The sequence below is a fragment of the Mesorhizobium sp. J428 genome (assembly GCF_024699925.1).
Lineage (GTDB): Bacteria > Pseudomonadota > Alphaproteobacteria > Rhizobiales > Rhizobiaceae > Mesorhizobium_A.
The window spans coordinates 641,410-660,920 of the sequence record NZ_JAJOMX010000001.1; the positions used below are offsets into that span (position 1 = coordinate 641,410).

Annotated in this window: 24 protein-coding genes; 15 read left to right on the forward strand and 9 right to left on the reverse strand. The window is 66.4% G+C overall.

Annotated elements, in window-relative coordinates; all coding sequences use genetic code 11:
* The first annotated feature begins 34 nt into the window (after positions 1-34).
* Both LRS09_RS03285 and LRS09_RS03290 read left to right on the forward strand, forming a co-directional pair.
* A complete protein-coding gene (locus tag LRS09_RS03285) occupies positions 35-529 on the forward strand; it encodes a GNAT family N-acetyltransferase (RefSeq protein WP_257804231.1) in 495 nt (164 codons plus the stop codon).
* Positions 526-1,554, forward strand: coding sequence for a histone deacetylase family protein (locus LRS09_RS03290; RefSeq protein ID WP_257804232.1), 1,029 nt, complete (start codon positions 526-528; stop codon positions 1,552-1,554). The genes LRS09_RS03285 and LRS09_RS03290 overlap by 4 nt, the downstream gene beginning before the upstream one ends.
* A 100-nt stretch (positions 1,555-1,654) precedes the next feature.
* On the opposite strand, the gene glpD is transcribed toward LRS09_RS03290, so the two are convergent.
* The 3 genes from glpD to LRS09_RS03305 all read right to left on the reverse strand — a co-directional run bounded on the left by glpD (position 1,655) and on the right by LRS09_RS03305 (position 4,932).
* Entirely contained in the window at positions 1,655-3,166 is a 1,512-nt protein-coding gene (glpD, locus tag LRS09_RS03295) for a glycerol-3-phosphate dehydrogenase (RefSeq protein WP_257804233.1), read from the reverse strand.
* 168 nt (positions 3,167-3,334) lie between these two features.
* Positions 3,335-3,772, reverse strand: a complete 438-nt coding sequence (locus LRS09_RS03300) for a thioesterase family protein (RefSeq protein ID WP_257804234.1) — start codon at positions 3,770-3,772, stop codon at positions 3,335-3,337.
* The gene (locus LRS09_RS03305) at positions 3,772-4,932 is read right to left on the reverse strand and encodes an iron-containing alcohol dehydrogenase (protein ID WP_257804235.1); all 1,161 of its coding nucleotides are present in this window, start codon (positions 4,930-4,932) and stop codon (positions 3,772-3,774) included. Before LRS09_RS03305 ends, LRS09_RS03300 begins: the two co-directional genes overlap by 1 nt.
* Positions 4,933-5,088: 156 nt before the next feature.
* On the opposite strand from LRS09_RS03305, the gene sugE reads away from it, so the two are divergent.
* The 3 genes from sugE (at position 5,089) to LRS09_RS03320 (ending at position 7,203) form a co-directional block, all read left to right on the forward strand.
* Positions 5,089-5,403 (forward strand): quaternary ammonium compound efflux SMR transporter SugE, encoded by a 315-nt coding sequence (gene sugE, locus LRS09_RS03310; RefSeq protein ID WP_257804236.1) that lies wholly within the window; start codon positions 5,089-5,091, stop codon positions 5,401-5,403.
* A 475-nt stretch (positions 5,404-5,878) separates the two neighbouring features.
* The gene (locus LRS09_RS03315; RefSeq protein WP_257804237.1) at positions 5,879-6,445 is read left to right on the forward strand and encodes a helix-turn-helix transcriptional regulator; all 567 of its coding nucleotides are present in this window, start codon (positions 5,879-5,881) and stop codon (positions 6,443-6,445) included.
* Positions 6,445-7,203, forward strand: a complete 759-nt coding sequence (locus tag LRS09_RS03320) for a LuxR C-terminal-related transcriptional regulator (protein ID WP_257804238.1) — start codon at positions 6,445-6,447, stop codon at positions 7,201-7,203. Before LRS09_RS03315 ends, LRS09_RS03320 begins: the two co-directional genes overlap by 1 nt.
* A gap of 3 nt (positions 7,204-7,206) precedes the next feature.
* On the opposite strand, the gene LRS09_RS03325 is transcribed toward LRS09_RS03320, so the two are convergent.
* The 6 genes from LRS09_RS03325 to motA are packed head-to-tail and all read right to left on the reverse strand — an operon-like array spanning position 7,207 to position 12,087.
* Positions 7,207-7,656: a hypothetical protein gene (locus tag LRS09_RS03325; protein WP_257804239.1), complete on the reverse strand. Its 450-nt coding sequence runs from the start codon at positions 7,654-7,656 to the stop codon at positions 7,207-7,209.
* Positions 7,653-8,744, reverse strand: coding sequence for a flagellar biosynthesis protein FlhB (gene flhB, locus LRS09_RS03330; RefSeq protein ID WP_257804240.1), 1,092 nt, complete (start codon positions 8,742-8,744; stop codon positions 7,653-7,655). The genes LRS09_RS03325 and flhB overlap by 4 nt, the downstream gene beginning before the upstream one ends.
* Before the next feature lie 56 nt (positions 8,745-8,800).
* Positions 8,801-9,820: a flagellar motor switch protein FliG gene (locus LRS09_RS03335; RefSeq protein WP_257804242.1), complete on the reverse strand. Its 1,020-nt coding sequence runs from the start codon at positions 9,818-9,820 to the stop codon at positions 8,801-8,803.
* A 9-nt stretch (positions 9,821-9,829) separates the two neighbouring features.
* Complete coding sequence (gene fliN / locus LRS09_RS03340) at positions 9,830-10,246, reverse strand: flagellar motor switch protein FliN (protein ID WP_374684894.1); 417 nt, start codon at positions 10,244-10,246, stop codon at positions 9,830-9,832.
* 25 nt (positions 10,247-10,271) lie between these two features.
* Complete coding sequence (locus LRS09_RS03345) at positions 10,272-11,210, reverse strand: FliM/FliN family flagellar motor switch protein (RefSeq protein ID WP_257804247.1); 939 nt, start codon at positions 11,208-11,210, stop codon at positions 10,272-10,274.
* A gap of 4 nt (positions 11,211-11,214) precedes the next feature.
* Positions 11,215-12,087: a flagellar motor stator protein MotA gene (gene motA, locus LRS09_RS03350; protein ID WP_257804249.1), complete on the reverse strand. Its 873-nt coding sequence runs from the start codon at positions 12,085-12,087 to the stop codon at positions 11,215-11,217.
* 156 nt (positions 12,088-12,243) lie between these two features.
* Between motA and LRS09_RS03355 the strand changes: the two genes are divergently transcribed.
* The 10 genes from LRS09_RS03355 to LRS09_RS03400 all read left to right on the forward strand — a co-directional run bounded on the left by LRS09_RS03355 (position 12,244) and on the right by LRS09_RS03400 (position 19,501).
* Positions 12,244-13,020 (forward strand): DUF1217 domain-containing protein, encoded by a 777-nt coding sequence (locus LRS09_RS03355; protein ID WP_257804250.1) that lies wholly within the window; start codon positions 12,244-12,246, stop codon positions 13,018-13,020.
* Position 13,021: 1 nt separating this feature from the next.
* Entirely contained in the window at positions 13,022-13,744 is a 723-nt protein-coding gene (flgF, locus tag LRS09_RS03360) for a flagellar basal-body rod protein FlgF (protein ID WP_257804252.1), read from the forward strand.
* A 70-nt stretch (positions 13,745-13,814) separates the two neighbouring features.
* Positions 13,815-15,134: a flagellar protein export ATPase FliI gene (gene fliI / locus LRS09_RS03365; RefSeq protein ID WP_257810109.1), complete on the forward strand. Its 1,320-nt coding sequence runs from the start codon at positions 13,815-13,817 to the stop codon at positions 15,132-15,134.
* Positions 15,115-15,789 carry a hypothetical protein gene (locus LRS09_RS03370; protein WP_257804253.1) on the forward strand — a complete coding sequence of 225 codons (675 nt, stop codon included), beginning with the start codon at positions 15,115-15,117 and terminating at the stop codon, positions 15,787-15,789. Before fliI ends, LRS09_RS03370 begins: the two co-directional genes overlap by 20 nt.
* A 92-nt stretch (positions 15,790-15,881) precedes the next feature.
* Positions 15,882-16,259 carry a flagellar basal body protein gene (locus tag LRS09_RS03375; protein WP_257804254.1) on the forward strand — a complete coding sequence of 126 codons (378 nt, stop codon included), beginning with the start codon at positions 15,882-15,884 and terminating at the stop codon, positions 16,257-16,259.
* Between the two features lie 7 nt (positions 16,260-16,266).
* Positions 16,267-16,686, forward strand: coding sequence for a flagellar basal body rod protein FlgC (gene flgC / locus LRS09_RS03380; protein ID WP_257804255.1), 420 nt, complete (start codon positions 16,267-16,269; stop codon positions 16,684-16,686).
* Positions 16,683-17,000 (forward strand): flagellar hook-basal body complex protein FliE, encoded by a 318-nt coding sequence (locus tag LRS09_RS03385; RefSeq protein ID WP_085466262.1) that lies wholly within the window; start codon positions 16,683-16,685, stop codon positions 16,998-17,000. Before flgC ends, LRS09_RS03385 begins: the two co-directional genes overlap by 4 nt.
* A gap of 10 nt (positions 17,001-17,010) precedes the next feature.
* A complete protein-coding gene (gene flgG / locus LRS09_RS03390) occupies positions 17,011-17,793 on the forward strand; it encodes a flagellar basal-body rod protein FlgG (RefSeq protein WP_257804256.1) in 783 nt (260 codons plus the stop codon).
* Between the two features lie 38 nt (positions 17,794-17,831).
* Positions 17,832-18,254, forward strand: a complete 423-nt coding sequence (gene flgA / locus LRS09_RS03395; protein ID WP_257804257.1) for a flagellar basal body P-ring formation chaperone FlgA — start codon at positions 17,832-17,834, stop codon at positions 18,252-18,254.
* On the forward strand, positions 18,251-19,501 hold the full coding sequence (locus LRS09_RS03400) for a flagellar basal body P-ring protein FlgI (protein WP_257804259.1): 1,251 nt from the start codon (positions 18,251-18,253) through the stop codon (positions 19,499-19,501). Before flgA ends, LRS09_RS03400 begins: the two co-directional genes overlap by 4 nt.
* Positions 19,502-19,511 lie beyond the last annotated feature (10 nt).

The window sequence follows — 19,511 nt, forward strand, 5'->3', positions numbered from 1 at the left end:
TGAGGGGGGCGTGCGCCGCGACGCCAGGACCGCGATGAGCCCTCGCCTCCTCATCCGCGACGCCACGCCCGCAGACGCCGAGGCGATCCACCACGCCATCCTAGCCATGGGCGAACTGCTGCGAACGGCGCACAAGATCACCAGCACCCCCGACATCCTTGCCCGCGAGGGCCTGGCGCCAGGCCGTGCCTTCGAGGGGCTCGTCGCCGAGGTCGACGGCGCGTTTGCCGGCATGTGCCTTTATCTGCCGGTGTTCTCGACGTGGCTCGGCAGGCCCGGAGTCTATGTGCAGGATTTGTTTGTAGACGAACGATTTCGCGGCATGAAGATCGGCGAGGCGCTGATCCGGCGCGTCGCCCGCATCGGCCGCGCGCGAGGTGCGAGCCATCTCAGGCTTGCGGTCGACTTCGACAACGAGAAGGCGCAACGCTTCTACGAACGCATCGGCGTAACGCGCTATGCCGACGACCACATCCACGCCGCCTATGGCGAGGCCTTCGACAGATTGAGTGAAGAGGACGGAACATGAAGGCATTCTATGCCGCCGAGCAGAAGCGGCACGACCCCAAGGCATTCCGCACGTCGGGAGGCGTCGCCAGAAATCCGGAAACGCCGGAACGTGTCGAGCGTCTGCTGGCGGGAGCGAAAGCGGCGGGATGCACGGTCCTACGGCCGAACAATCACGGCATGGGTCCGATCGCGGCCGTCCACACGCCGGAATATCTCGATTTCCTCGAACATATCCATCCGCGCTGGCGGCGGGTGGACGGCGCGCCGGAAGAGGTGGTGCCGAGCATTCATCCGATCGCCCGCGACGGCACTTACCCCGCTTCGGCGATCGGCCAGGCGGGCTATCACATGGCCGACACGTCCTGCCCGATCTCGGCCGAGACGTGGGAGAGCGCACAGTGGAGCGCCTGGAGCGCGGTCGAGGCGGCAGACGCCGTGCGGGCCGGCGAACGCGTCGCCTATGCGCTCTGCCGACCGCCCGGCCACCACGCTTTCGCCGACGTCGCCGGCGGCTTCTGCTTCATCAACAATTCGGCCGTCGTGGCGCAGCATCTGCGCAAGGATGCCGCCCGGGTCGCGATCCTCGACGTGGACCTGCACCACGGCAACGGCACGCAAGGCATCTTCTATGCCCGTCCCGACGTGCTGACCGTGTCGCTGCATGTCGATCCGGTGCGCTTCTACCCATTCTTCTGGGGCCATGTCGACGAGCGCGGCAAGGATGCGGGGCTCGGCTACAACCTCAACCTGCCGCTTCCCCGCAAGACGGCGGACGACGGCTTCCTCGAAGCACTCGACGCCGGCCTGAAGCGCATCCGCGCCTTCGCGCCGGAGGCGCTGGTGGTGGCGCTCGGGCTCGACGCTTTCGAGGGTGATCCGTTCGGCGGCCTGTCGGTCTCGACCCCCGGCTTCGCGAAGATTGCGGAGAAGATCGCAGGCCTCGGCCTGCCGACCGTCATCGTCCAGGAGGGCGGCTATCTCTGCGACGAGCTGGGCGACAACCTGACCTCGTTCCTGACGGGGTTCGGTGAGCGACAAGGTTGAAACGCTGTTCGCCTTCGAGCCATAACTGCGACCGCCAATGGGTCCCGGCTGACCTCCGGTCGCCGGGATGACGTCGCGCTAAATCTCCCGCAAAGAGCACTCAGGCGGCGGTAGGGACTTCCGCGCGCATCCACGCGTCGAGGGCCGCCGTTTGCGTGGCGTCCATGTGCAGGCCGCGCTTGGTGCGGCGCCAGAGCACGTCGTCGGCGGTCTGGGCCCATTCGTGGCCGATGAGGTAGCGCACCTCCGCTTCGGTCAAGTCGCCGCCAAAGTCGCGGCCGAGGTCGGCGAGGGAGCGGGCGTCACCGAGCAGAACCTTTGCCCGCGTGCCGTAGAGGCGGGTGAGACGACGTGCCAGGCGGGCGTCGAGGAAGGGGTAGTCGCGAGACAGTGCGGCGACCTGCGCGTCGAAGCCGGTGGCCGGGAAATCGCCGCCGGGCAGCGGCGCGCCGGCGGTCCACGGCCTGCCCTTCTTCCCGAGGAAATGCTCGATCTTCTCCAGCATGGATTCGGCGAGCCGGCGGTAGGTGGTGATCTTGCCGCCGAAGGCGTTGACGAGCGGCGGCTCGCCATGGCCACCCTCGGCCTTCAGCACGTAGTCGCGCGTCGCCTCCTGCGCCTTGGATGCACCGTCGTCATAGAGCGGGCGCACGGCCGAATAGGTCCAGACGATGTCCTCGCGCCGCACCGGCTCGGCGAAATATTCGCTGGCCGCCGCGCAGAGATAGTCGATCTCCTTGTCGGTGATCGCCACCTTGGCGAGGTCGCCCTGATAGTCCTGGTCGGTGGTGCCGATGAGGGTGAAGTCGTCTTCGTAAGGGATTGAAAAGATGATGCGTCCGTCGCGGTTCTGGAAGAAGTAGGCGCGCAGGTCGGAGAACTTCTTGCGGACGACGATGTGGCTGCCCTGGACGAGGCGGACATTGTGGACATCGTTCTGGCCGACGGATCCCGACAGCACATTGTCGACCCAGGGGCCGGCGGCGTTGACCAGAAGCTTCGCACGGACTTCCTCGGTCGCGCCCGAGCGCGTGTCCGCGACCGTGACGCGCCACAGGCCGCCGTCACGGCGGGCACTGGTGACCTTCGCGCGGGTGCGGATGGTGGCGCCGCGATCGGCGGCATCGCGCGCATTGAGCACGACGAGGCGGGCGTCGTTGACCCAGCCGTCGGAATATTCGAACGCCTTGCTGAACAGCGGCTTCAGCGGCTTGCCGGCCGGATCGGTGCGCATGTCGAGTGTGCGGGTGGCCGGCAGCAGCTTGCGGCCGCCGATATGGTCGTAGAGGAACAGGCCGAGCCGGATCATCCAGGCGGGGCGGATGCCCTTGGCGTAGGGCAGCACGAAGCGCATCGGCCGGATGATGTGCGGCGCCATCTTCCACAGCACCTCGCGCTCCATCAACGCCTCGCGCACGAGACGGAACTCGTAATATTCGAGATAGCGCAGGCCGCCATGGATCAGCTTGGTCGAGCCGGAGGAGGTGCCGCTGGCGAGATCGTTCATCTCGGCGAGGTAGACCGAGTAGCCGCGCCCCACCGCGTCGCGCGCGATGCCGCAGCCGTTGATGCCGCCGCCGATGACGAAGATGTCGTGGACCACGCCGCTCATGGGTTCCTCCAGCGCTTTCGCAGGAAGCCGTTCTTGCGGATTTCGAAAGCCGTTCGGATTATTTCGAACCATAAACGAATGTCAAACGAAATGCCACATTGATAGGCGCGCGACATTGTCTCACGCCGGCGAGACCGCCGCAGCGCATGTGAGAGCTGTAGAGGTTCGCTATGCGACCGAAATCGTGTCGAGCGCCGCGCGCAGTGGGGAATTGAGCGGCTTTGGGCGGCGGGTCTGGCGGTCGACATAGACGTGGACGAAGAACCCTTCGGCCGCGGCGACGTCCTCCTCGTTGCGGAACAGGCCGACCTCGTAGCGCACCGAGGACGAGCCGATCTGCGCGACGCGGATGCCCGCGGTCACCACGTCGGGAAAGGCGAGTTCGCCGAAATAGCGGCAGCCGGTCTCGACCACGAGGCCGATCTGGTCGCCGCCATGGATGTCGAGCACCTTGTTCTCGATCAGCCAGCCGTTCACGGCGGCGTCGAACAGCGAGTAGTGGACCACATTGTTCATGTGGCCGTAGATGTCGTTGTCCATCCAGCGCGTGGTGAGCGTGCGGAAGGTGCGGTAGGCGCTGCGCTCGGAGGGAACGGGCCGCGTCATCACCAGGCCGCCCGGTAGATCGTCAGCGCATCCGCCTCCTGCACCTCGCGCGGATTGTTGACCAGGAGGCGCTGCTGCTTCATCGCGTCGGAGGCCATCTTGGCGAGATGTTCCTCGCCGATGCCGACTTCGCGCAGCTTCGTCTGCATGCCGAGCTTCTTCGACAGGGCGGCGAGCTCCTCGATGAAGGCGGCGCAGCGGCCCTGCGTGCCCTCCTCCCTTGCCAGATGCGGGAAGGCATCCGCCGCGATCTCGGCATAGAGATGCGCGGCATCCGGCGCGTTGTAGCGCAGCACATGCGGCAGGACGAGCGCGTTGGAGAGGCCGTGCGGGACGTGGAACGTGCCGCCGATCGGATAGGCGAGCGCGTGCACCGCCGCGACCGGCGAATTGGCGAAGGCCTGGCCGGCGAGCATCGAGCCGAGCAGCATCGCGCCGCGGGCGGCAACGTCCTCGCCGTTGAACACGGCGGTCTCGATGTTGGCGCCGAGGAGCTGCAGCGCCTGCTTCGCCAGCATCCTCGACAGCGGATTGTTGTTGGCGCTCTTCGAGGCATAGGCCTCGATCGCATGCACCATCGCGTCAACGCCGGTGGCGGCGGTGATGGCGGCAGGCAGGCCGAGCGTGAGTTCGGCGTCGAGGATCGCGACATCGGGCAAAATGACGGGAGACGACACGCCGCGCTTCTCTTCCTCGCCGACGGTGATGATCGAAACGGGAGTGACCTCCGATCCGGTTCCGGCCGTGGTCGGCACCAGCGCCAGCGGCAGGCGCGGCCCCTTGGCCTGGGCGACACCCCAGGCGCCGTCGAGATCCTCGCCCGAGCCGAGCAGGAGTGCGACAAGCTTGGCCACGTCGAGCGACGAGCCGCCGCCGAAGCCGGCGACGCCGGTGACACCGGCCACCCTGCCCGCTTCCACCGCCTTCATCAGCGTCGCGCGCGACGGGTCGGCTTCGACCTGGTCGAACACGGTGACGATCGCCCCCGCCGCTTCGAGCGAAGCGATCGCGGGATCGGCGAGGCCGAGCCTGCGCAGGCCGGGATCGGTCACCACCAGCACCTTCGGCCCGAGCCTCCTGCCCGCGATCTCGCCGAAGCGCCGCGACGAACCGGCCTCGAAGACGATCGACGGCGTTGTGTTGAATACGAAGGGGGTCATGCTGTTCCTCCACGGTCTGCGCTGGCGGCGGCCGCGCATGGCTGGCATAGGAGGGACCAGGTTTTCAAGTCCGTCCCGATCGGATAGAAGGGGCCAGGGGACGACCCCTTGCGAAATTCACATGGATGGGACGACCCGTCCCGCAAGGAGCATCCCATGCACTGGACCTACCTTTTCTTCGCCGGCCTGTTCGAAATCGGCTGGGCGATCGGCCTTAAATACACCGAAGGCTTCACCCGCCCGCTGCCGACCGTGCTGACCGTCGCCTCGATGGTGATTAGCCTCGGCCTTCTCGGCCTCGCGCTGAAATCGCTGCCCGTCGGCACCGCCTATGCGGTCTGGACCGGCATCGGCACGATCGGCACCGCCATCCTCGGCATCGCCCTTTTCGCCGAGCCCGCGACCTTTGCCCGCCTCGCCTGCATCGGCCTGATCGCGGCCGGAATTATCGGGTTGAAAACGGTCGCCTGAGATTGACTCAAAGACTTTTTGGAGTCCGTCGCTTGACGCGAGTCGCCAGTCATGAAATCTCTGCAAATCAGCGAAGCAGTGCTGCTTCGCTGACCAGTGAGCGAGAAGCGGGCACCAGCCCGCGCAGCCGCAAATAGCGTGTGTTCACCGAGTTGGGCAACGCGCCGGGCGACCGGCGCGAATGGGAAGTCGTGCGCGGCGGGGCACGGCATCCATCTCCCCGAGGCCGGAAGAGCCGAAGGGAACAGGATTGGGTACGCGCCGGGAACGGCCGGGGGAATGACGATAGCAATTCTGGATGGCGCGATCCGCCATCCGCAAGGAGCGAATCCGGAGCAGCTGCGCGATTGGTCGATACCTTCTCTCGACCATCTGAGCGGCTCCCTCACACGAAGCCTTCTGTCGCGCTCGATGCGCGACCTGTGCGCGAGCATCGGAGCCGAGCAGTTCTGCCTCGCCGACATGTCCCGCAGCCATGCGGAAGAGCCGCCGCGGGTCCTGTGCTCCAACTGGTCCTACGACGCGGTCGAGATCATCGGGTACCGCCTCGATCGAACTGCTGTACCAGAGCCCGTTCGCAGCCTCGCCCGGCGAGACGCCCGTTGCCTTTGAGACGGCGTTCCCGGAGCGGACGCCGCGCGTCGTCGACGAAACGGTGGCGCTGCGCCTGATCGAATTCGGCCACGCAGAAGTGTTCCTGCTCAGGCTGCGCGCCGGCCTGCGGCGGGGCGTGTGCCTGTTCTCCGCCCCCGTGCAGGGCATGATCCGGCGCGAGGCGCTGCCGAAAGCACATCTGCTCGCGAACTACCTGATGTCGCGCTATTGCGAGGAGGTGGGCGACGCGGCGAGCGATCCGCTGTCCGAGCGCGAGCGCGAATGCCTGTTCTGGGTGTCGGAAGGCAAGACGACCGACGAGATCGCGCTGATCCTCGGCGTCTCGGGCAACACGGTCAACAAATACATCGTCAGCTCGATCCAGAAGCTCTCGGCCGGCAACCGGACGATGGCGGTCGCAGTCGCGATCCGCAACGGGGTCATCTGATGAGCGTCGAGCCGGTCGACCTCGCAAGGCCGACAGTCGGCGCGGACGAGCCGCGTCCGCTGGCCGAAATCTCCCGCCTGGCGCGGATGGCGTCGAGCGGGGTGATCCCGGAAGCGATCCGCCGCTGCCGCCGGCTGTCGTCCAGCTTCGGCGCGTCCGGCTTCGCGCTCTATTTCGCCGGGCGCGGCGTCGGCAAGGCGAGGCTCCTGCCCTGCTTCGACGAAGCCTTTCCCGGCCGCTCGCCGGTCACCTCAGCGCTGATCGCCGAGGGCGCCGATACGCTCAGCCGGCACGCGGGCGCCTCCTGCCTGCCGGGCTCCTGGACCATTCCGGGCGCGACGCGGACGACGAACGATCCGTTCTGCGTCAAGCTTCCCGCGATCCTGCGCGACAGAGCGGGCCTGGTCCTGCCGGTGTCGGCGGACTCGGTCTATTCCGGCGTCTTCGTCTTCACCGGTCCCGAGCTGCGCTTCGACCCGGACGAACTGCTCGACCTGCACCGTCAGTGTTTCGAGATGTTCCTGCGGATCGCCCAACTCAAATCGAGCAGCACGTCGAGCTCATCCTCGATCTCCAAGCGCGAGCTCGAATGCCTGCGGCTGACGGCAGCGGGGCGCACCAGCGAGGACATCGCCCGCATCCTCGGCCTCTCGGTCCACACCGCGAACCAGTATCTGACGTCGGCCGCATCGAAGCTCGACGCAGTGAACCGCACCCATGCCGTCACGAAAGCGATCAGGCTCGGCCTGATCGAATAGCAGTCAGGCGACGCGGCGCTCCGGCGCTGGCGCAACCGTCTTGCGGATGCGCGCCCGCTCCAGCTCGTCCTCGAGCCGGCGAGTGTTGACGCCGGGGTCGGGATCGGGTGCGTCGAAGGAGACGTAGTTGACCTCGATGCCGGCATATTCGTCGGTCATGGTCAGCGAGAAGTAGATCGTGACACCGCTTGGCCGCAATTCGAGATCGAGCACGATCTTGGGCGGCGACGACCATGCGACCTGCGCCTCACCGCCATGGCCGAGCCGCAGCGTGCCCGGCATGAAGTAGAGTTCCGCGGCCGAATCCACGATGTCGGAGATGTTGCCGAACCGCTCCATCCGGATGAAGGCGATATAGTCGATCACGTCGACCATGCGCAGCTCGCTCACCACCTCCTGGATCGCGTTGGCGACCAGAGCTTCCCGCGAGGTCGTATGGGGCTGTCGGATCATGCTGGCCTTGGGCTGGGCGATTTCTTCGCCGCGTTTGCGTAGATGATGCGGATCAGTTCGGCCACAGCCTGGTAGAACTGGGGCGGTATCACACTATCGACCGAAACTTGACTGTACATGGAGCGGGCAAGCGCCACCTCCTCGAACACCGGAATGTTGTGCTCTTTGGCGATCTCGCGGATCTTGAGGGCGACGAGGTCCTGGCCCTTTGCCACCACCACGGGCGCATTGTCCCTGCCCCGCTCGTAGCGCAGCGCGATCGAGAAGTGGGTCGGGTTGGCGATGACGAGCGTCGCCTGCGGCACCGCCGCGATCATGCGATTGCGCGCGCGGTCGCGCTGCAGCGAGCGGATGCGCGCCTTGACGATCGGGTCGCCTTCCTGCTGCTTCAGCTCGTCCTTCACCTCCTGCCGGGTCATGCGCAGGTTGGTCCGCCACTGGAAACGCGACCAGATCAGGTCGGCGGCGGCGATCAGCGCCATGATGAGCGTGATCGTGGTGAGCATGTCGGTGGCAATGTCGAGCATCACCGGCATGAAGGATGTCGGGCTGGTTCCCATGCCGTCGAGAAGACGTGCCGGCGCGTTGCGGAGCGTAAACACCACGAAGGCGCCCGCGAGCACGACCTTGGCGACCGACTTGACGAATTCCGACAGGCCTTGCGCGCCGAACATGCGCTTCCAGCCCTCGATCGGCGAGATGCGGGAGAACTTCGGCGTGATGCGGTCGACGGCGAACTGCGGCGGATGCTGGAGCAGCGCGCCGGCCAGGCCGAAGACCATCATCATCGCGAAGATGACGACCAGCGCCCGGGCGATCTCCATGAACACCATCTGCGACAGGCCGATAGCGTCGGCATTGTTGTCGAGCAGCCAGTCGTTCGGCCTTTCCAGGAAGGTCGCCAGGAATTCGCCGAGCCGTATGGCGGTGCCGTAGGCGAAGAAGAAAACGAAGAGCAGGATCGCGACGAAGGAGGCGAAGAGCGGCGTTTCCTTCGAGAAGGGTGTCTGGCCCTTCTCGACGCTGTCACGGATCTTCTTCTCCGTGGCTTCTTCTGTTTTGCTTTCCTTGTCGTCCGTATCCGCCACGGGAGCGAACTCCGATCAGGTTGACCGCCCCGGCAGGGGCTCGCTCACGGCGCGGCTCAGGCCGCTTCCTGGGTCTGAGGAAGTTGCAGAGCGCCCTCGCCAGACAGGCGGATCGCGGTGGAGGCGATCTGCTTGCGGGCCTTGTTGATGTCGTTGGCGGAGACGTTGCCCGGATCGGCCTTGAGTTCGGCCTCGATCATGCGCCGCGCACGCGCGCCCTGGGCGGAGAGGATCGCTTCCGTCAGTTCCGCGCTCGCATTGCGCAGGGCGAGCGTGACGATATCGGCCGCGATGCCGTCGAACAGCGTGACCCGCGCCTTCTGGTCGAGGAAGACGATGTCCTCGAAGGCGAAGAGCTGCGCGCGGATGGCGTCGAGATTGACCGCGCCGGCCGAGGCGAGATCGTCCATCACCTCGTCGAGCTGCGACTTGTCGAGTTCGTTGAGGACGCTGGCCACCCGCATCTGGGCGCCGGAGGCCGCCTTGCCGGAATCGTCCTCGATCAGGGCGGCGCGGACATGCGCCTCCATCATCGCTACCGCGGCCGGCGAGGCCGGATTGAGCGCCAGCATCCGCTTGACGATCTCGCCGCGCACCGGCTTGTCCAGCACGATCATCACCTGCGCGGCGAAGGACGGCGCGAGCTTGGAGAGCGCGAAGGCGGCGGCCTGCGGATGCTCGTTGGTCAGGAACGCGCCGACGCGGGCGGGTTCGATCTGTTCGAGTTGCGGCCAGACCGGCTTCGGCTCGTCCGTCGCCGTCTCGACCGGTCCGTCATTCATCAGCGCCGTCATTTCCTCGGGCGTCAGCGTCTCGCTGAAGATCGTGCCCATCGTGTCGGCGGAATCCAGCAGGCCCGCTCCCTCGGCGAACTCGGCCTCGAACTCGGCGACGATCCGCTCCAGCTCGGCCTGCGGAATGGTGCGCAGCTCGCGCGCACCGTCCATCAGCGCTCTCAGCTCGTCCTGCTTGAAGAACTTGAGCAGGCGGCCGGCAGCCGGCTTGCCCAGCGCCACGAGGATCGCGGCGGCCTTCTGGGTGCGGGTGAGACTGGGGAGATCGGACGTCGCGGTCATTCTTCGGTCTTAGGACTTCGCCGCCGCGATGATCTCGGTCAGCTTGACGCCGAAGCGCGAAGGGTCGCTCTCCAGCACCGTGATCTCGCCGCGGGCGATCTTGCGCCCGTTGACCACCACGTCCACCGGCTCGCCGATGCGACGGTTGAGCGCGACCGTTGAGCCCTTCTGCAGCGCCAGCAGATCAGACACCGGCATCTCCGCGCCGCCGAGCACGATCTGGACCTCCACGGGAATATTCATGATGATGTTCGGGTTCGAGGCGGGAGCCGCGCCGGGGGCGGCGGCGGTCGCGGCCGGGCGCGCGGCGGCCGGCTGCGCGGGGGCCGCCGGCTCTTCCTTCAGCACGCCGCGAAGCTCCTCGATCGCCTTGGTGAGCTCGTCCTCGCCTTCCGTCAGCGTCTTGGCCGTTGCTTCTTTCATTATCCGTCTCCGTAGCCTCGCGCCGATTTCAGTGCGGCACGAGGTTGTTCATCAGATCCGCTTCGGGATCGAAAGGTTGCTTGACCCGCACGGTGTAGTGACCGCCGAGCCTGCCGAATTCGCAGATGAAGAGCGTCTTGTCCTTCGAGGACAACCGCGTCTCGCCCGGCGCCTCGGCCGGCATCTCCAGCACCTGTCCCTCGACCAGCGACGCCACCTGGCCGAGCGTCAGCGTGCCCATCGATACGGTCGCCTCCACCGCCACCTTCGAGCGCATGACTTCGCCACCGAGGCGCGCCTGCCATTCGCCGGAGCCGGCTTGCAGCGCATCGTCGGAACCACGCGTCGACAGGACGATCCGTTGCGGCATGGTCACGCAGAACAGGCCAGACCCGCCTTCGTTGAAGATGCGGAAGATCAGCCGCGCCGACGGGCCGTCGCGGTGCACCTGCTTGCGCCGGTCCTCGCCGGCGATCGGCCGCGGCAGCGGGAAGCGCACGTTGAGCGCCCGTGCGCCTGAGCCGTTGAGCGCCTCGGCAAGGCCCTGGAACAGCATGCCGCTGATGTCGAGTTCCATCGCCGACAGCGGACGCATGATCGGAGCGAGGGAGGAATCGGATGCGGCGCCGAACAGGAGCCCGGTGAACAGCGACACAGCTGCGGCGTCCATCGACAGGATCAGCGCGTCGGGCGAGTTCGTCGAGGGAGCGACCGTCAGCGGCTCGTTGTCGCTTTCGGTCAGGAAGACCTGGGAGATGCGGCCGAGTTCGACGTTCTCGAGCTCGACCTGGAGCAGCGAGGGCAACAGTTGCGACAGCGCCTTCGCGATCGGCGGCAGCGCGCGTTCGCCGAGAGCGCGCGCGGAGGCGGTCACCTTGTCCGGCTCCGCCGTGTCGCCGATCAACCGCTCGACGAGCAGGTTGCGCAGGGCGGCGGGAGATCCGGGGGTGACGCCGAGCGAGCTCATCGGATCAGGCCGCCTTCTTCTCGGCGCCGCCGTTCAGCGTGCTCTGCTCGACGGCGTCGATCGACGGCCGGTCGTAGGAGGAGATGGTCTTGCGGCCGAACTCGATGGCGACCTGCGGCAGCGAGCCGTTCATGTAGGCGATCAGCGTCTGCTTGACGATGATGTAGAGGCGCATGTTCTTCTCGCGCACCGTCTTGATCTTGGTCGCGATCGGGCCGGCGACGCAGTAGGACATGAAGATGCCGAGGAAGGTGCCGACGAGGGCGGCACCGATAAGACCGCCGAGGATTTCCGGCGACTGGTCCAGCGCGCCCATCGCCTTCACCACGCCCAGCACCGCCGCGCAGATGCCGATGGCCGGAAAGCCGTCGCTCATCTGGTTGAGCGCCTGGTAGGCCTTCAGCCGGTCGTGCTTGATGGTCTGGATCTCCTCGTCCATCAGCGCCTCGATCTCATGGCTCTTGGCGTTGCCGATGATGATCAGGCGGCAGTAGTCGCAGATGAAATACATCAGGCCCTTGTTCTTCAGGATCGTCGGATAGGCCTGGAACAGGGCGGATTCTTCCGGATTGTCGATATGCGCCTCGACCTCGTTGCGCGACTTGGTCCTGAGTTCGCGCATCAGGCTGTGCAGGACGCCGAGCACTTCGAGATATTCGGTTTCCTTGGGAACGGCCTGCTTGAACGCCTCGATGACGCCCTTGCCGGTGTCCTTCACCGTCTTCATCGGATTGGCGACGAGGAAGGTGCCGAAGGCCGCGCCGCAGATGATGACCACCTCCCACGGCTGGACGAGCACTTCGATGTGACCGCCCATGGCCATGAAGCCGCCGAGCACGCAACCGAGCGTCACGACCAGTCCGATGATGATTCCCACGGCGACCTGCCTTCGCTGTTTCAGCAGAGGATGCGTAGCCCTTCTTCCTTGCGTGGGGCTTGAATCGGCGGCGGGGCCGACCGGCGGCGATTCAGCTTCACGCAAGGAAGTTGCGCTACTCCTCGACGCTGGCGAGCCACGCGAAGGATCGGGCGCTTGATCAACACCTATGTGAGCTATCAGCTGATCGCGAAGGATATCGGCAAGTCGCTGGACCGCGTCCAGAACCAGCCGGTCGTCGAGCGCGAGACGGAATACTATCTCGAGAACATCACAAAGGTTAAGTCGATCAAGGAGTTCGTCGCGAACGACCGTCTCTTCCGCTACGCCATGAAAGCGCACGGGCTGGAGGACATGGCCTACGCCAAGGCCTTCATGGTGAAGGCGCTGGAAGGCGGCGTCGAGGACAAGGACTCCTTCGCAAACAAGCTCAGCGACAAGCGCTACAAGGAGTTCGTCAGCACGTTCAACTTCGAGGCCTATGGCGAGACCGCGACGCTGTTCAACAAGGCCCAGCAGGGAACGGTCGACAAGTATCTGCGCCAGACACTGGAGGAGAACGCCGGCGACCAGAACGAGGGCGTCCGCCTGGCGCTCTATTTCGAGCGCAAGGCCCCGTCCATCACCAATGCCTACGAGATCCTGGCCGATCCTGCGCTCAAGAAGGCTGCCTTCACTGCACTCAGCCTCCCCGACGCCTTCGGCAATGCGGACATCGACAAGCAGGCAAAGCTGATCGAGGAGCGGATCGACCTTGAGGATTTCAAGGATCCTGAACTGCTGGGCAAGTTCATCAACCGCTTCACGACGCTTTGGGAGATCAAAAATCCGACGGTGTCCGCGGCGTCCCTCGTGACGACGCTGTTCACCCAGCCCGAATACGGCATCTCGACGAACCTGCTGCTGACCATGCAGTCGATGAAAGCCTACTGAGATGCAGGATTCGCTCTACGTCGCCCTGTCCTCGCAGATTGCGCTCGAAAGGCGGCTCAACACGATCGCCGACAACGTCGCCAATGCGGGCACGGTGGGCTTCCGGGCGACGCAGATCAAGTTCGAGGACGTGCTGACCGGCTCCGGCGCCAACGAGACCGCCTTCGTCTCGACCGGCGGCACCTTCCTGTCGCAGGCCAAGGGCGCGTTCCGCGCCACGGAGAACCCGTTCGACCTCGCGGTGCGCGGCGACGCATGGTTCGCGCTCGCCACCCCCGCCGGCCAGGTGATGACGCGCGACGGCCGCTTCTCCATGCTCCAGACCGGCCAGATCGTCTCGGTCGAGGGTTATCCGGTGCTCGACGCCGCCGGAACGCCGCTGCAGCTCGATCCCGCCTCCGGCGCGCCGGTGGTCAGCGCCGACGGCTTCATCCGACAGAACGGCCAGCAGGTCGGCGCCTTCGGCTTGTTCAGCTTCGATCCCGGCGAGAACTTTACCCGCTACGGCAATTCCGGCGTCATCGCCAACGGCACGCAGCAGCCGGTGGTCGATCGGGCCGACACCGGCGTGCTGCAGGGCTATGTCGAGGATTCCAACGTCAATCCCGTCATGGAGATGACAAGGCTGATCATGGTGCAGCGCGCCTTCGAGAGCGCGGGCTCGGCGATCAAGCAGACGGAACAGACCTTCTCCGACGCCGTCAAGACGCTTGGCAGCCGCTGAGGCCTGAACGGTGACCTCGGACTCCTCCGCCACCTCCGGACCGAACCGGCTCGCGGCACTCGAACGCGCCATGGCGCGCTTTACCGCGCCAGACGCGCTCATGCATACGGGCGGCCGTGTCGTAGAAGTTTCCGCGACCCACTACCGCGTGCGCGGCCTGTCGCGGAAGGCCTGCATCGGCGACGTCGTGGAGCATGAGGGGCCAAAGGGGCGGCGCGCCGGCGAGATCGTGCGCGTCACACCGGACGACGTGCTCGTCTCGCCCTTCGAGACGACCGCAGACCTCGCCATCGACACGCCGGTGTTCAACCGCGGCCCGCTTGCGGTGCGGCCCGACCAGAGCTGGCGCGGCCGCGTCGTCAACGCGCTCGGCCATCCGATCGACGGTGGCCCACCCGTCGGCCACGGCGAGCAGACGGGCGGACATGCGGTGAGCGCGATGAGCCGCCAGCGTGTCGAAGCCGCCTTCAAGACGGGCGTGCGGGTGATCGACATCTTCACCCCGCTCTGCTTCGGCCAGCGCATGGGCGTCTTCGCCGGCTCCGGTGTCGGCAAGTCGACGCTGCTTGCCATGCTGGCGGCGGCCGATTCCTTCGACACGGCGGTCATCTCCCTGGTGGGCGAGCGCGGCCGCGAGGTGCGCGAATTCCTCGAGGATACGGTCGGGCCCAAGAATATGGCCAAGACCGTGGCCGTGGTCTCGACCAGCGACGAAAGCGCGATGATGCGCCGCCGCGCGCCGGCGACCGCGATGAGCGTCGCGGAATATTTCCGCGACCGCGGCGACCGGGTGCTCTTGATCGTCGATTCCGTCACCCGCTTCGCCCATGCATTGCGCGAGGTCGCGACCGCGGCCGGCGAACCGCCGATCGCGCGCGGCTATCCCGCCTCGGTGTTCACCGAACTGCCGAAGCTCTTGGAGCGCGCCGGCCCCGGCACGGCCGGCGAGACGGGCTCGATCACCGCCATCATCTCGGTGCTGGTCGACGGCGACGACCACAACGACCCGATTGCCGACAGCGTGCGCGGCATCCTCGATGGCCACGTCGTGCTCGACCGCTCGATCGCCGAGCAGGGCCGGTTTCCAGCGGTCAATCCCCTCGCTTCGATCTCGCGCCTGTCGGGGCGCGCCTGGAGCGGCGACGAGAAGACGCTGGTCGCCCGCCTCAAGGCGATGATCTCGCGCTTCGAGGAGACGCGCGACATCCGCCTGCTCGGCGCCTATGCGCCGGGTTCCGATCCAGAGCTCGACCTCGCGGTCCGCCAGGTCCCGCTGATCTACGAAGCGCTCGGCCAGTCGCCCGGCGACCCGCGCACAAAGGATCCGTTCGCGGACCTCGCACGTCACCTCAAGGCAAGAGAGGCGCAGAATGGCCAGCAAGCTGCCTGAGTGGAAGGACATCTCTATCGTGACCCCGGTCAACGAGCCAAAGAAACGCTGGTGGAAGCGCGGCTGGTCGAAACGGCAGAAGACGGCGAAGGCACCGGAGCCCCGCAAGGGCGTCGCGTCGGTGAAGGGGGTCAGCTGGCGCACACGCCTAGGCCTGTCCAGCAGCTATTCGCGCGACGACATCCTTCTGTTCGCGTCGGGCACCGTGCTGGCCGGCTTCTGCGCCTTCTTTCCCTGGTATGTGTTCCTCAACCAGGACCAGTTCGGCATCCGTGCGGTGAAGCTGGAGAACATTCCTTCGAGCGGCCCCTCGCCCCGCAGCGGGATCGCCGCCAACCGCATCGCTTCCGAGACGGCGACGAAGGAGAACCGGGAAACCGACCTGGACACCTTCACCACCGGCACCACGCCCGCGGAGGAAGAGGAAAAGGACCTTCCGCGGATCATCGAACAGCCTTTCCCGGTCGCCACGCCCGAATTCGAACTCGTCCACGTCGCCAACGGACGCGCGATGATCCAGGACGACCAGGGCCTCTACGTCGTGCAACGCGGCTCGCTCCTGCCCGACAATAGCCGCGTCGCCAAGATCGAGAAGCGTGACGGCCACTGGGTGCTGGTGACGACGGCCGACCGCGTGCTCGAAATCACCAACTAGCCCCGCCGCACCTCCCCTTCCCGCAAGGTCCGCGCAAGTCACGGTCCCTATCGTCGTTTCACTCGCCAGAGAAACGTCGCAAGGAACCGTTGATGGTTCAGTCAGTGCAACTGTTCCAGCTAGCCTCCTTCCAGGCAGACTGGCTGTCGGCCCGCCAGGCGGCGCTGACCAGCAACATCGCCAATGCCAACACGCCGGGCTACCGCGCGGTCGACGTCACCTCCTTCGAGAAGGTGCTGAAGAACTCGACCTCCGCTGTCTCGGTGACGAATCCGGGCCATATTCCGATCGGTGGTTCGGACTCCACCTTTGGCACGCAGGCACGCGCCCAGACCTCGCGGCTTCCTTCCGGCAACACGGTGCAGGTCGAGGACGAGCTGATCAAATCGAACGAAGTGCGCCAGGCGTTCGAGCTGAACACCGCGATCATCAAGTCCTTCCACCGCATGTTCATGATGACGGCGAAGTGAGGGACGCATGGATCCGCTGACAACCTCGCTCCGTGTCGCCGCCTCCGGGCTCACCGCCCAGTCGGAGCGGCTCCGCGTCGTGGCCGAGAACATGGCGAACGCGCAGTCGACCGCCAACAGCGCGCAGGAAGACCCCTATACGCGCAAGACCATCAGCTTCGGCTCGCTCGTCGACCGGCAGAGCGGGGTCGCCTTCGTTAACGTGGCGTCGCGCGCGACCGATCCGGCCGAGTTCCCGACCGAATACATGCCCGGGCACCAGGCGGCCGACGAAAACGGCTACGTCAAGATGCCGAACGTCAACATGCTGGTCGAAATGGCCGACATGCGCGAGGCAAACCGGTCCTACGAGGCCAATTTGCAGACCATCAAGCAGGCGCGCGAGCTCATCTCCATGACCATCGACCTCCTGAGGACCCAGTCATGATCGGCGGCATTTCCCCCGTAGGCAGCATCGGCGCCCGTAGTCTTCTGGAGAACCTGTCCGGCGCGGGCGAAACGGCAACGGGCGCGGACTTCGGCGCTTCGCTCGCAAAGGCACTCTCCAACGCGGCGAGCAACACGGTGACCACCCTCCAGAGCGCGGACCAGGTGTCGATGAAGGCGCTGCAGGGCGGCGACGTCACGGCCCGAGAGGTGGTGGATTCGGTGATGAGCGCCGAGCGCTCGCTCCAGGCAGCGATCGCCATCCGCGACAAGATCGTCACAGCCTATCTCGAAGTCAGCCGCATGGCGATCTGAGGACAAGTATATGAGAGCACTCGCCATCGCCGCGACGGGCATGAACGCCCAGCAGACCAATCTCGAGGTCATCGCGAACAACATCGCCAATATCAACACGACCGGCTTCAAGCGCGCCCGCGCCGAGTTCTCGGACCTGCTCTACCAGGTCGAGCGGCTGGCCGGCGTGCCCAACCAGGCGAACGCCTCCGTCGTGCCGGAAGGCGCGCATATCGGCCTGGGCGTGAAGACCTCGGCGGTGCGCAACCTGCATGTCCAGGGGTCGCTCACCAGCACCGGCAACAAATACGACTTGGCACTGGTCGGCGCCGGCATGTTTCAGATCGAGGGCCCGAACGGCGAGACGTTCTACACCCGCGCCGGCGCCTTCAACACCAACGCCACGGGCCAGCTCGTCACCATCGACGGCAATGCCGTGATGCCGGCGATTACCGTGCCGGCCGACGCGACCGAAGTGATCGTCAACAAGTCGGGCCAGGTCTTCGCCCGCATCGATGGGCAGACCGCGCTGCAGGAGCTCGGCCAGCTGACGCTCGCGACCTTCGCCAACGAGGCAGGGCTCACGCCGCTCGGCGACAACCTGTTCGCCGAGACCGAGGCGTCCGGCCCCGCCGTCGTCGGAGTCGCCGGCGATCCGGGCTTCGGCACGATCGAGCAGGGCTATCTGGAGAACTCCAACGTCGATCCGGTGAAGGAGATCACCGACATGATCTCGGCCCAGCGCGCCTACGAGATGAACTCCAAGGTCATCAAGGCCGCCGAGGAGATGGCCGCAACCATCTCGCAGCGGTGAGCGCGATGCGGCGGCTGGCGACATTCCTCGCAGGTGTCATGGCGGCCACGTTGTGGCTGTCGGCAGCACCTGCCGCGGAGATGGCGGTCGTCGTCACCCGCATCGTCTATCCGGGCGAGACCGTGACCGCCGACACGCTGGACCAGGTGGCGCTGCGGCCCAGTGCGCGCACCACCGCGCCTTTCGTGCAGGACGTCGACCAGGCCGACGGCAAGGTGGCGAAGCGCACCCTGCTGCCGGGCAAGCTCATCCCGGTCAGCTCGCTACGCGATCCCTACATCGTCGAGGCGGGCGAGCCGGTGACAGTCGTCTTCAAGCAGGGCGGCCTGACGATCCAGGCGACCGCCGTTCCGCTCCAGCCCGGCAGCCTGGGCGACGTGCTGCGCCTGCGCAACGCAGACAGCGGCAAGATCTTCACCGGCATCGTGATGGCCGACGGCACTGTCAGGGTCGGCGGATGAGACGCGTCCTCCTCGCCCTCCTCTTCGCCGCCCAGATCGCGGCGCCGGCCGCTTCGGCGGACCTGGCGGAGCCGATCGTGATCGGGCCCGGCGCCGGCGCACCCGCGGTCTATGGCGGCGGCGGATACATCCATGACACGCCGGCGGCGAAGACCGTGCGCTTCTCCGCCAATGGCGGACCTTCCTCGCTGCCTTCGCTGGGTGCGCCGTCGCGCATCAAGGACATCGCGACGCTGCAGAGCTCGCGCGACAACCAGCTGATCGGCTACGGCCTCGTCATCGGCCTGCAGGGTTCAGGCGACAATCTGCGCAGCGCACCCTTCACCGACCAGTCGATCCGCGCCATGCTGCAGAACCTCGGCATCTCGCTACAAGGCGGCCAGGCGCGCGCCAAGAACGTCGCCGCCGTCATCGTCACCGCGAACATGCCCGCCTTCGTCCAGTCGGGCGCCCGCATCGACGTCACCGTCTCCTCGCTTGGTGACGCGACCTCGCTCACCGGCGGCACGCTGGTGATGACGCCGCTGCGCGCGCCGGACGGCGAGATCTATGCCGTCGCGCAGGGACCGGTGATCGTCTCCGGCTTCGCCGCACAGGGCCAGGCGGAAACGGTATCGAAGGGCGTGCCCACCTCGGGCCGCGTGCCCGGCGGCGCGATCGTCGAACGCGAGGTGCCGTCGCAGTTCCGCGAGGACGCGGTGCTGACGCTGCAACTGCGCAATCCCGACTTCTCGACCGCGATCCGCATCACCGACGCGATCAACGAATACGGCATGAACCGCTTCGGCAAGCGCGTCGCCAGCGAGCAGGATGCCCGCACCGTCATGATCAAGCGGCCGGACAATATCTCCTCCGCCCGCTTCGTCGCCGAACTGGAGAACATCCTCGTCGCGACGGATTCGCCGGCCAAGGTGGTCATCGACGAGCGCACCGGCACGATCGTGATCGGCCAGGCGGTAAAGATCTCCAAGGTCGCGATCAGCTACGGCGCGCTCACCGTGCGCATCACCGAGATGCCGACAGTCGTCCAGCCGGAGCCATTCTCGAACGGCGAAACCGCGGTGGAGCCGTCGACCACGATCGACGCCACCCAGGAGGGGGGCGATGTCGCCACGCTCGACGGGCCGGACCTTGAGACGCTGGTCGCGGGCCTCAACCGCATCGGCGTCAAGCCCGACGGCATCATCGCCATTCTCCAGGGCATCAAGTCGGCCGGCGCGCTCCAGGCCGACCTGGTGCTGCAATAGGGATGCAGGA